The organism is Chloroflexota bacterium, assembly GCA_009840625.1.
In the GTDB taxonomy this organism is placed as follows: Bacteria; Chloroflexota; UBA11872; order UBA11872; family VXNJ01; genus VXNJ01.
This window is the reverse complement of sequence record VXNJ01000008.1, coordinates 63,364-74,766: the sequence shown is the minus strand read 5'-3', so window position 1 is coordinate 74,766 and position 11,403 is coordinate 63,364. Positions and strand designations below refer to the sequence as shown.

Sequence of the window (11,403 nt, the reverse complement as noted above, 5' to 3'; positions counted from 1 at the left end):
CCTTGCCGGGAAGGGCGATCCTCCTTCACGGGTTTCTGCGGCGCAGGCTCCTAGCCGCGCTTACTCAACCGGAGCCGTTGGAGGCGTCTACCACCGTTTTCTGCAGGTGCTGCGGCATTTCCTGGTATCGCAGGAAAGAGCTTGTGAAGCTGCCCCGGCCCTGCGTCATCTGCTTTAAGTCCACCGCGTAGCGCTGGGTTTCGGCGAGCGGTGCCTCGGCGATGATGACCGCCTGCGAATCTTGGCCTTGGTCGGTGCCGACGATGTGGCCACGTTTGGAATTAAGGTCGCCGATGATCGCCCCGGTGAAGTTGTCGGGGACCGTAATCCGGACTTCGTGAATGGGTTCGAGAATGGTCGGCATCGCCTCGGCCGCGGCGTTGCGGAAGGCGGCCGCTCCGGCCAGCTGAAATGCCTGGTCGGAACTGTCCACACTATGCTCCTTGCCGTCGGTCAACCGGACCCGACAGCCGACCACCGGGTATTTGGCGCGGATCCCCTCCGACATTGCCTGCACTACGCCTTTTTCGACCGCCGGAATGTAGCTGCGTGAGATAGCGCCGCCGACTATTTCGCTGACGAATTCGAACTCACCTTCCTCCAGCGGCAGCGGCTCCAGCACGATCGTCACGTCGCCGAATTGACCGTGCCCGCCCGATTGGCGCTTGTAGCGGCCGTTGGCGACCCGCGGTCGCCGAATCGTTTCGCGATACGGCACTTTCGGGGTTGACACCTCGACCTTGGCCCCGAATTTGGAGGCGATCATTTCCAGGGCGATGTTCAGGTGGGAGTCGCCCAGGCCCCACAGCAGGGTCTCCCCGGTTTCCATTTCCCGGGTGATCTGCAGCGAGGGGTCTTGTTCGGTCAACCGGTGCAGGGCGGTGGACAGTTTGTCCACGTCGGCCTTGGACTCGGGGCTCACGGCCAGGGCCATGTTCGGGTCCGGCATCTTGGGACCGGGCAGCGGGTCGCCGTTGCGGTCGGCGCTGAGGGTGTCGCCGGTATGAGTGTCGGAAAGCTTGGGCGCTCGCAGGATGTCGCCAACCGCGAATCCCGGCACCTCCTGTTGCTCACGCCCGATAGGAGCGAAGACGTGGCCGATCCGAGTGTCGCCGGAGCGGCTGAGATTGTGCAGGGTGTGGCCGCCTGAAACGTCGCCGGCGCACACGCGCAGGTAGGTCTGATGGCCCATCTGGGGATCGACGATCGTCTTGAAGGCGACCGCACAATCGGCACCCTCTGACCGGGCCCGCGGCGGCGGCGCGATTTCGGCCAGCGCCGCCAGCAACAAGTCGACCCCGGCGTTGTTGACCGCCGATATGCAGTAGAGCGGAAACAGCTCGCGGGCGGCTACGGCGTCGGCGAGGGTGGACTTCAGGTCGGCGGCCGAAATCTCTTCGTCCAACAGATATTGCTCGATCAAGTCTTCGTTCTGCGACGCGATCGCCTCAACCAATTCGGCGCGGTCGGCAGCAGCCGCCTCGACGAGCGCGTCGGGAATTGCTTCGCTTTGCGAAGTCCGTTCCCCGAACTGGAAGCCTGATTCGCCGATCAGGTCGACGACGCCGGCGAATGCGGAACCCGTCCCGTAGGGGGCCTGCATCGGAGTCACCGCCCCGTAAGCCTCGCCAAGTTCGGACACCACGGCCGCGAAGTCGATGTTCTCGCGATCGAGCCTGTTGAGCGCGAATACCACCGGCAGATCGGCGCGGGAAGCGTTCAGCCAGGCAAGTTCGGTGCCGACCTCGATCCCCGCGGTCGCGTCGACCATGATCACGGCGCAGTCGGCGGCCCAGATGCCGGACGTGATTTCGCCGCCGAATTCGGGGTCCCCGGGAACGTCGATGATGTTGATTTTGCGGCCCTGCCACTCGCACGCCAACACCGACAGGGCGGTCGAGGTGTGGCGGGCGACTTCCTCAGGCTGGAAATCAGAAAGCGTGTTGCCATCCTCGACTCGACCCATGCGTGACGTGACGCCGCTGGCGTAGAGCGCGGCTTCGGCCAGCGTGGTCTTGCCGTTCCCTTTCTGGGCGAGCAGGACCACGTTGCGGACGTGATCAGTCGGGTACTGCTTCATCGCTGCTTCTCACCGTCGGTCGGGTAGCCGGGTTGCAATTTTCGCTGGCCCCCGGTTCATCAGGGAACTTTTGATTTTGCCCAAGTGCGTCGCCGGACCGCGCTCCATTCGGATTCGGCCGAATCGCCCGCCGGCGACCGGCCGGACTGATAAACCGTCCGTTGGCCTCCGGCGGATTGGCGGACGGTTGCCGCGGGGCTACCGGGCGGGCGCGAAAATCTAGGGAGACGTTCAGCCGCGGTTCGCTGCCGGCACCCGCTTGGGGCGGTGCGGCCACTGGATGTGCATGCCTTCGGAATTGCCCGGCCAACCCTTCGAACAACATCCCCAATGCGCATAGTGATCAAGTGCGGATCGTCGCTGCTGACGCGGTCCGACGGCAACCTCGATGACGGGTTTATCGCCGATCTCTGCGAGCAGATCACCGGCCTATTCGAGGAAGGCCACGAGGTCATGCTGGTCTCCAGCGGTGCAGTCGCCACCGGGGCCGGCATCCTGGGCCGCCGCGGCGACGGATCGGAATCGACCGCGGTCCGCCAGGTATTGGCCGCGGTGGGTCAGTCGCCGCTTATCGAGACCTACCGCCGCTGTCTGGAAGGACACCGCCGGCTGGCCGCCCAGGCGTTGATTTCGCGTTCCGACCTGGAGCGGCGTTCCGGATACCTAAATGCCCGCAACGCCTGCCTGGCGCTGCTGGGGATGGGGATTCTGCCGATCGTTAACGAAAACGACGTGGTCGCGACCGAGGAACTGCAATTCGGTGACAACGACCGTCTGTCGGCCCTCGTCGCGAACCTGGTGGATGCCGACATCCTCGTGATCCTCACCGACGTCGACGGGTTTTACGGGCGCGCCGCCAACGGCGAGCAAAAGCTGTTGCGCGAGGTCGGCGCCATCACCGACGAGCACTACCGTCTGGCCGGGGCACCCTCCGGGACCCACTCGGTCGGCGGCATGCGTTCCAAGCTCGACGCCGCGCGGCTGGCCCAATCGCACGGCGCGGTAACCGTGATCGCCTCGGGAAGGACGCCCAACGTGACGGTGCGGATCGCCGGGGGCGAGCGGATCGGGACCTGGTTTTCGGCGCCTTCGCGGCGCACCGGTTCTCGCCAGCGCTGGATGCTGGCCGAATTTGCGCCGTGCGGAACGATCCGCGTTGACAGCGGCGCGGCCGACGCCCTGCGCTACCGCCGCGGCAGCCTCCTGCCGGTCGGGGTGCTCGACGCCAGCGGCGACTTCGAGCGCGGCGATCTGGTCGCGGTCCTGGATGCCGACGACCAGGAGATCGCCCGGGGGCTCGCTTCCTACGACTGCCAAGATGTTTCTAGGATTGCAGGAGCCAGTTCCTCCCAGATCAGCGATCGCCTCGGGTACGAATTCGGAGCCGAGGTCATCCACCGCAACAACATGGTTGTCCTATGACGAACACCGCAGCCCCTGCCGCCGGGGTCGCGCCCGACGGCGGCCAATTCGACCCCGGACTCGTGGCCAGCGCCGAATCCGCGCGCCGCGCCGCGCCGGCCCTGGCCGCGCTCAGCAGCGACCAGAAGAACGCCGCTCTGGAGGCGATCGCCGAAGCCCTGGTCGAACACGGCGATTCCATCCTGGCCGCCAACCAAATAGACATGGCCGCCGCTGCCGCCGCCGGCATGTCGGCTTCGATGCAGGACCGGCTGCGCCTGGACCACGACCGCATAGCCGGGATCGCCGCCGCGGTGCGCGAGTTGATCGCGCTGCCGGATCCGATCGGATCGGAGATCGACCGCCGAAGCCGGCCCAACGGATTGCAGATATCCCGTGTGCGGGTCCCGCTGGGAGTTTGCGGAGTCATATTTGAAAGTCGACCCAACGTTGCCGTCGACGTCGCCGCGATCTGCCTCAAGTCCGGCAACGCCACCGTACTGCGCGGTGGTTCCGAGGCCATCGCCAGCAATACCGCCCTGGTTGCAGCGCTCGGCGACGCCGGCAGGCGCTGCGGGCTGCCCGACGGGTGGGTGGGTCTGGTTAAGGACACCGATCGGGCGATCGTCGGGGACATGCTCCGGATGCGGTCGCATTTTGACGTGGTCATCCCCCGCGGCGGGGCCGGCCTGGTCGAATTCGTCGCTAGCACCGCGGTCGTGCCGGTTCTGGAAACCGGCTTCGGGGTTTGCCACACCTATGTGCACAGCGATGCCGATCTGGAAAAGGCCCACCGCATCGTGGTCAATGCCAAGACGCGTCGCCCTTCAATCTGCAACGCGCTGGACACGCTGCTGGTCGACGCCGCTGTGGCACCCGATTTCCTGCCGGCGGTGGGGGCGAACCTCACGAAAAACGGGGTGACCCTGCACGCCGACCCCCGAGCCCGCTCGCTGCTCGAGGCGATGGATGGGGTCGAGCCGCTCGGACCCGGCGACCTGGACACCGAATGGCTTTCATTGCAGATGTCGGTCGCGGTGGTTGCCGGACCCGATGCCGCGATCGAGCACATCCGCACGCACGGGAGCGGGCATTCCGAGGCGATCGTCACCGAAGACGACGGGGTCGGACGGAGATTCCTGCGCGAAATCGACGCCGCCGCCGTCTACTGGAATGCCTCGACCCAGTTCACCGACGGCGGCGAATTCGGGTTGGGCGCCGAGGTCGGAATCTCCACCCAGAAGCTGCACGCCCGGGGTCCGATGGGCCTCGAGGAACTGACTTCTTACAAGTGGGTTGTAACCGGTGAGGGCCAGGTTCGGCCGCGATAACCCGGCCGGCCGGCTGGCGCGCCGCCGGGTAATCGCCGGCGCGGTCGCCGGCGGGGTCGGCATCGCCGCCGGCGTCGGAGCGGCGTCGTGGCTGAATCGCAATCCGCTGCCGTCCGACCTGGAGATCGGCGGCGTCAAGCTGGGCGGGATGTCTCCGGGCCCGGCCCGCGCCAAGCTTGAACGCGCGGTGGCCGGATGGCTGGCGGCGCCAATAAGGTTCAGCGCCAGCCAGGGCGATTGGACGCCGACCGCGGCCGACGTGGGGTTGCGGGCCAACTATCGCGAAATCTTCATGGAGGCGGTGCGAGATCCCGGCCGCGGCGGTTCGCATCCCGTGACCTTCGATCTCGAAGAATCCAAGCTTCGCAGGTGGATCGACGGCCTCGGGCGGACGGTGATGGTGCCGCCGGTCGATGCGAAGATCGATTTCCGCGGAGGCCAACCGCGCGTTCATCGCGCGCGCAGCGGCAGCGGATTCGATATCCGCCCGGCGCTTGCGACCCTGCGCCAGGGTCTGGCGGAGGGGAGGTTGGAACAGCAGCAGATCCCGCTGACAGCAATTGCGGTGGAGCCGGCGATCAGCGACTCCGCCGCCGATGCCGCCTTGGGACGAGCGCGCGAGCTGGTGTCCGCTCCGGCCAACATCAATTTCCCCGAGGGCGCCGGGGGCTGGCAGATTGGCCAGCTCGAACTGATCGGCGCGCTGATTGCGACCGCCGAAGCCGGAACGCTGCGGGTGGGCTTCGATCCGAATGCGCTGCCCACCCTGAACCAGATCGATTCGTTCATATCGCGACCCGGAACCCCGGGCGACATTGAATTCGACCCCGAGACCGCCAAGGTGTCCCGCTTCGAGCTGCCGATCCAGGGTCGCCGACTCGACAGCCAGGGGCTGGTCGGGCGCATGGCGTCCGAGCTGACGTCGGAGAGCCGCCAAGTCGAGGCACCGGTACTCTACGACCGTCTGACCTGGAACAATCCGCTGGCCGAACAGCTGGGAATAGTGGCCAAGCTGGCCGAGGGCGACAGCACCTTCCTGGGATCGGCCGATTACCGGATTCACAACATCGATGTGGGTTCCGAGCACATCGACGGCACGCTGGTTCTGCCGGGCGAAACGCTGTCGTTCAACGAGGCGTTGGGGCCGATCGAGTACGACCGCGGGTTCGTCGACGGCCTGGTGATCCTGGCCGACGCGACCGAGTTCGCCATCGGTGGCGGAATCTGTCAGGTCTCCACGACCCTGTTCCGGGCCGCGTTTTGGGCCGGCCTGCCCGTCCTGGAACGGCACAAGCACCTCTACCGGGTCTACTACTACGAACTGGGCGGCTGGCCGATCGGATTCGACGCCTCGATCTGGCAACCCTCGCTGGACATGCGGTTCGTCAACGACACGCCGGGCGCGCTGCTGATAACGCGTCGCTTCGACCGCCGCCGCCAGACCCTGGCATTCGACATCTGGGGTACGCCGGACGGCCGGCAGGTCGAAATGGCCGATGCGCGGGTTTCGGCCTGGGTCGACCAACCGGAAGACGAATGGGTAATCAATCCGGAACTGCCGGCGGGCACGATAGATCAGACGGAACACGGCGCCCGCGGCGCGTACGCATCGATCGAGCGACGGGTGCAACGCAACGAGGAGGAGGCCCGGCGGGCGGCATTCCACTCCTCTTTCGTTGCCTGGCCGAACCGGTACATGATCGCCACCGACGTGGCCCGCAGCATTCATCCCGAGGAATACATCAACTGGCTCAAACGGGTCGGCGAGGAAAGCGACGGCCAGCTCCTGCACCGATTCCAGCGACCAATCGCCGAAGAGCCGCCGCCGGTAACCGACCCCGAATCGGAACCCGAACCGGCGCCCTGGCCGGTAGCCGATCTGGAACCGCATCTGCAGGCCCAAATCCAGGAACTGGAAGCAGCGTTGGCGGACCTGATCGCCGCGCCCGCCCGGGACCTGGGGTGATCGGGGCGCGGGCCCGGCGGCCATAGACTCGGGCACCGCCGCCGGCGGGGAGTGGCGCAGTCCGGTTAGCGCGCGTGCTTTGGGAGCACGAGGCCGGGGGTTCAAATCCCCCCTCCCCGACCTTTTCTCGCCGCAACCGCCGCCGGGTTCGGCCAAATAAAATCAAGCGGCCGATCCGATGCCGGCAATCGCCGGAATTGGGGACGCCGCACTATCAATCACGCCGCCGGACCACTGCAGTCCTGCCGCCGCAAGTCGACGGTCCTGTCAGTGGGTTGAGGGCTGCGGAAGACCAAAAGGACTGTTTCCATGCCCGTAGTTGCAATGGAAGAGCTGCTGGCCAACGGCGTTCACTTTGGCCACAAGACCAGGCGCTGGAATCCGCGGATGGCGCGTTTCATCTACGGCGCTCGCAACGAGATTCACATCTTCGATCTGCGCGAGACGGTCCAAGCGATCGACGCTGCCCACGCCTACCTTTCCGCGCTCGTATCGCGCGGCGGCCGGGTGATATTCGTAGGCACCAAGCGCCAGGCCCGGGATGCCACCAGGGACATCGCCAACTCCACCGGCCAGTTTTACGTGATCGAACGCTGGCTGGGCGGGACCCTGACCAATTTCGAGACGATCAAGCACCGCCTGCAGACCCTGCGCGAGCTGCGGATCCGGGCCGCCGACGGCGCATTCGACGCACTACCCAAGCGCGAACGACGCCGCCGTGAAATCGAATTGGAGCGGCTGGAGCGGAAGATGGGCGGGATCGCCCATCTCACCGAGTTGCCGCAGGCGCTGGTGGTAATCGATCCCAACCGCGAAGCCAACGCGGTCCGCGAAGCGCGTGCGCTGGGCATCCCGGTCGTAGCGCTGGTGGATTCCAACTGCGATCCCGACACCGTCGACCTGCCGATCCCCGGCAATGACGACTCGCTGCGGTCGGTCGGACTGGTCCTGGGCGCCTTGGGCAGCGGAATCCAACCGGCCTGGGAGGCTTACGAAAGCGCCAGGGTGGAGCGCGAACAGCGCGAGCGTCAGGAACGCGAGCGCCAGGAACAGATCCGCCGCGACCTTGCCCGCAAGAAGCAGGCGCTGCTGCAGAAGGCGGCAACCGCCAAGCTCGAGCAGGAGACCTCCGACCGGAGCGGTGACGGCGACGGCGAGGAAAAGCCCGCCCGCGAGCGTGCGACTTCCCGGCGCGGATCCGGCGGCCGACGTTCCGGTGGCCGCAGCCGCGGCGCCGGTCGTCCGCGGCGGCAATCCCCGACCGCTGCCGGAAGCTCGGACTCCAGTAACTGATCCCTAACCCTGCCAATTGACGGAGATACCGGACATGATCAAGACAGACATCGCGGCAATAAAGTCGCTCCGGGCCGAGACCGGCGCCGGAGTGATGGACTGCCGCCGGGCCCTCGAAGAGTCGGAGGGCGATCCCGAAGCGGCGCGCAAGATCCTGCGAGCCGCTGGCCTGGCCCGGGCGGCAGAGCGTTCGGGACGCGAAACCGCCGAAGGACTGGTGCACGCCTACATTCATCCCAACCGTCCGCTGGGGGCGATGGTAAAGCTGACCTGCGAAACCGATTTCGTGGCCCGCACCGAAGAGTTCCAGACCTTGGCCAAGGAGCTGGCGATGCACATCGCCGCACTAGACCCCGGTCGGGTCGGCGCCGAGGACGAGGGCGACGGCGACGCTCTTCTGGAACAGAGCTACGTGCGCGATCCCTCGCGGACGGTGGGCGAATTGATTCAGGAATCGATCGCCCGGACCGGAGAGAACATACGGGTCTCCGATTTCGCACGGTTTGAGATCTAAGCCCCACCTTCCCCCGGCCCAGCTCCCCTGATGCAACCTGTGGCCGACCCGCCGGTCTACAGGCGGGCGATGTTAAAGCTCAGCGGGACCGCGCTGGCTGATGAATCAGGCTTTGGAGTCGACCCCGAGCGGGTGGCGGCCCTGGCTCGCCAGGTCGTAGCGGCCTACAACGTCGGAGTCGAGGTGGGAGTGGTCGTTGGGGCCGGCAACATTTGGCGCGGAGAATCGGCTCAGGCGCGGGGAATGCACCGCTCGACCGCCGATTACATGGGCATGCTCGGCACGGCGATAAACGCGCTCGCATTGCAGCAGGCAATCGAAGCGCTGGGGGTCGAAACCCGGGTCATGACGGCGATCGAGATGCGCGAGGTGGCCGAACCATATATCCGGCGCCGGGCGGTACGTCACCTGGAGCGCGGCCGCATCGTGATCTTTGGCGCCGGCACCGGCAATCCGTACTTTACGACCGACACCGCCGGGGCGCTGCGGGCCAGCGAGATGGATGCCGACATCCTGCTGAAGGCCACCCGCGTGAACGGCGTATTCGACCGGGATCCGGAAAAACACCCGGACGCGGTTCATTTTCCGAAGATAACTTACATTGAGGCGTTGAACCGCCGCCTGCAGGTGATGGACGCGACCGCGTTCTCGCTCTGCATGCAGAACAACATGCCCATAGTTGTTTTCGAGCTGGATGAGAAAGCCAAGAATCTGGTGGGTGTTCTGCGCGGGGAAAGTATTGGAACGAGGGTGGAGCCGGGCTGATGGTAGATGAATTTCTTGGTGACGCCGACGTGCGCATGGACCGGTCGGTAGAGGCGCTCGGCCGGGAGCTGGATCACATCCGCACCGGACGCGCATCGTCCACCCTGGTGGAAGGCTTGCTGATCGACGCGTACGGGGCGCCTACCGATCTGAAGTCGCTGGCCACGATCGCCGCGCCGGAAGCCCGACTGCTGGTAATCCAGCCCTGGGACCGCAGCCTGGTCGAAGCCGTCATAAAGGCTGTCGAGATGTCCGACATCGGAATCAACCCGTCGACCGACGGCAACGTGATTCGGCTGCCGTTCCCGCCGCTGTCGGCCGAACGCCGGCAGGAACTCGTTCGGCTCGTCCACCGCAAGGTTGAAGACGGGCGGGTGGCGGTGCGCAACATCCGCCGCCACATCGCCGATGACATTCGCACAGCTGCGAAGGAAAAGATGTGCTCGGAAGATGAGGCGCATCGCGGATTGGAGCAACTCGACCGCGTGACCAGGACCAAGATAGACCGAATCGACGATCTGGGTCGCAGCAAAGAGGCCGAGGTCCTCGAGATATAAGAATGGCGCCGGAACCATCTTCTCCCGTCGCACGGCTCCCCGAGCATGTGGCAATCATCATGGACGGCAACGGGCGCTGGGCGGCCGAACGCGGGCTTTCGCGTTCGGAGGGGCATCGCGCCGGCAGCCTGCGCCTGAGCGAAATCATCGAGGCTTGCCTCGACCGCGACATCAAGCACCTGACCGTTTATGCGCTATCGACCGAGAACTGGAGCCGGCCCACCGACGAGATCGACTTCCTGCTCCTGCTCATGGACGAGCGACTGCGGGCGGAGCGGCGGCGGATATTCAGGAACCGGATCCGGGTTTGCGTGCTGGGTTCCCTGGACCGCCTGCCGCCGGCCCTGCGGCTGACCATCAAACAGCTGCAGATGGCCACCGCGAACTTTGACCGCTTTACGCTGAACATCGCCTTCAACTACGGCGGCCGCAGCGAGATCGTGCGCGCGGTGCGCAAGCTGATGCGCGCCGAACCGAACCTCGAGGCGGTCACCGAGGAACGCCTGGCCGACTACCTCTACACCGCCGGTCAACCGGACCCGGATCTGGTCATCCGGACCGGCGGAGAACTGCGGCTGAGCAACTTCCTGCTGTGGCAAAGCGCCTATGCCGAGTATTGGTGGACACCGACGCTGTGGCCGGACTTTGGCCCCGAGCTACTCGACAAGGCGCTGGACGAGTTCCGTCTCCGGCAGCGCCGCTTCGGACACGCGCCTACCGATTCGCCACGGGTTTCGGGCCGGTAAGGCAGGGACTGGTCTGGCGGATTGCCAGCGCGGCGGTGCTGGGTCCGCTGACGGTCGCCCTGGTCTGGCTGGGCGGCTGGTGGACGTTCGGCCTGGCGATTTGCCTCTTCGCGGTTGCGGCCGGAGAATTCGTCGGTCTCGTCCATGCCGGATCGCCCTGGTGGCGGCGAGCCTGGCCGGCGCTGCCCCTGTTGCTGCTTGGACTGGCGGTCGTTGACGACGCGACTCCCGGGTACCGGACCGGCCTGATATTGGGCGGCAGCGCGATCGCCTTGTTCGGGTTTGCGCTGGAACTGGTGCGATCCATGTCAACGGACGCCCTCCGAGGTTTTTCGGCCGCGGGCGGGTCGGTCCTCTACCTGGCGCCGGCGATGCTTTGCGGGCTGATGATCGCCGACGCCGACGACGGTTCGCTGCTCCTGCTTTTTCTGGCGGCGAGCGTGTTTTCATTCGACTCGTTTGCCTTTGCCGTCGGCCGCGCGATCGGCCGCCACCGGTTGGCGCCCGCGGTTTCGCCGGGCAAGACCTGGGAAGGGCTGGCCGGGGGGACGGCCGGGGCTCTGGCGGCCGGGGCGCTGTTTTCGATCTGGCTTGACGTGCCAGCTCCATGGCTGGCGCTGCTGGCGGGTGCGGTGGGGGGGGGCGGCGCGCCCGGCGCGCGGCGGGGCGGGGGGGGAGCAGGCGCGGGGGGGGGGACCGACACCAAGCGCCGCAACCCAACCCACCCACGGGGCCGGGGGAGGATAGAAA

General features: G+C 66.4%; 9 protein-coding genes, 1 tRNA gene and 1 pseudogene (1 of these 11 only partly in view). 10 read left to right on the top strand and 1 reads right to left on the bottom strand.

Annotated features, from left to right (window positions below):
- Window positions 1-64: 64 nt before the first annotated feature.
- Window positions 65-2,080, bottom strand: coding sequence for an elongation factor G (locus F4X41_05750; GenBank protein ID MYB16522.1), 2,016 nt, complete (start codon window positions 2,078-2,080; stop codon window positions 65-67).
- 330 nt (window positions 2,081-2,410) lie between these two features.
- On the opposite strand from F4X41_05750, the gene proB reads away from it, so the two are divergent.
- The 10 genes and pseudogenes from proB to F4X41_05700 all read left to right on the top strand — a co-directional run.
- Window positions 2,411-3,502, top strand: a complete 1,092-nt coding sequence (gene proB, locus F4X41_05745) for a glutamate 5-kinase (GenBank protein MYB16521.1) — start codon at window positions 2,411-2,413, stop codon at window positions 3,500-3,502.
- Window positions 3,499-4,812: a glutamate-5-semialdehyde dehydrogenase gene (locus tag F4X41_05740; GenBank protein ID MYB16520.1), complete on the top strand. Its 1,314-nt coding sequence runs from the start codon at window positions 3,499-3,501 to the stop codon at window positions 4,810-4,812. The genes proB and F4X41_05740 overlap by 4 nt, the downstream gene beginning before the upstream one ends.
- Window positions 4,787-6,778: a hypothetical protein gene (locus F4X41_05735; protein MYB16519.1), complete on the top strand. Its 1,992-nt coding sequence runs from the start codon at window positions 4,787-4,789 to the stop codon at window positions 6,776-6,778. The genes F4X41_05740 and F4X41_05735 overlap by 26 nt, the downstream gene beginning before the upstream one ends.
- A gap of 45 nt (window positions 6,779-6,823) precedes the next feature.
- Window positions 6,824-6,898, top strand: a tRNA-Pro gene (locus tag F4X41_05730).
- A 189-nt stretch (window positions 6,899-7,087) separates the two neighbouring features.
- Window positions 7,088-8,071, top strand: a complete 984-nt coding sequence (rpsB, locus tag F4X41_05725; protein ID MYB16518.1) for a 30S ribosomal protein S2 — start codon at window positions 7,088-7,090, stop codon at window positions 8,069-8,071.
- Between the two features lie 49 nt (window positions 8,072-8,120).
- Complete coding sequence (locus F4X41_05720; protein MYB16517.1) at window positions 8,121-8,585, top strand: elongation factor Ts; 465 nt, start codon at window positions 8,121-8,123, stop codon at window positions 8,583-8,585.
- Between the two features lie 30 nt (window positions 8,586-8,615).
- Entirely contained in the window at window positions 8,616-9,350 is a 735-nt protein-coding gene (locus tag F4X41_05715) for a UMP kinase (protein MYB16516.1), read from the top strand.
- Complete coding sequence (locus F4X41_05710; GenBank protein ID MYB16515.1) at window positions 9,350-9,907, top strand: ribosome recycling factor; 558 nt, start codon at window positions 9,350-9,352, stop codon at window positions 9,905-9,907. Before F4X41_05715 ends, F4X41_05710 begins: the two co-directional genes overlap by 1 nt.
- Window positions 9,908-9,909: 2 nt before the next feature.
- Window positions 9,910-10,653, top strand: coding sequence for a di-trans,poly-cis-decaprenylcistransferase (gene uppS, locus F4X41_05705; protein MYB16514.1), 744 nt, complete (start codon window positions 9,910-9,912; stop codon window positions 10,651-10,653).
- A pseudogene (locus F4X41_05700) lies at window positions 10,500-11,403 on the top strand (hypothetical protein) (it continues 143 nt past the right edge of the window). The gene uppS and the pseudogene F4X41_05700 overlap by 154 nt, the downstream one beginning before the upstream one ends.

Coding starts and splice junctions, on each gene's coding strand:
- F4X41_05750 (MYB16522.1), bottom strand. CDS start 2,080: ATGAAGCAGTACCCGACTGATCACGTCCGCAACGTGGTCCTGCTCGCC.
- proB (MYB16521.1), top strand. CDS start 2,411: ATGCGCATAGTGATCAAGTGCGGATCGTCGCTGCTGACGCGGTCCGAC.
- F4X41_05740 (MYB16520.1), top strand. CDS start 3,499: ATGACGAACACCGCAGCCCCTGCCGCCGGGGTCGCGCCCGACGGCGGC.
- rpsB (MYB16518.1), top strand. CDS start 7,088: ATGCCCGTAGTTGCAATGGAAGAGCTGCTGGCCAACGGCGTTCACTTT.
- F4X41_05715 (MYB16516.1), top strand. CDS start 8,616: ATGCAACCTGTGGCCGACCCGCCGGTCTACAGGCGGGCGATGTTAAAG.
- F4X41_05710 (MYB16515.1), top strand. CDS start 9,350: ATGGTAGATGAATTTCTTGGTGACGCCGACGTGCGCATGGACCGGTCG.
- uppS (MYB16514.1), top strand. CDS start 9,910: ATGGCGCCGGAACCATCTTCTCCCGTCGCACGGCTCCCCGAGCATGTG.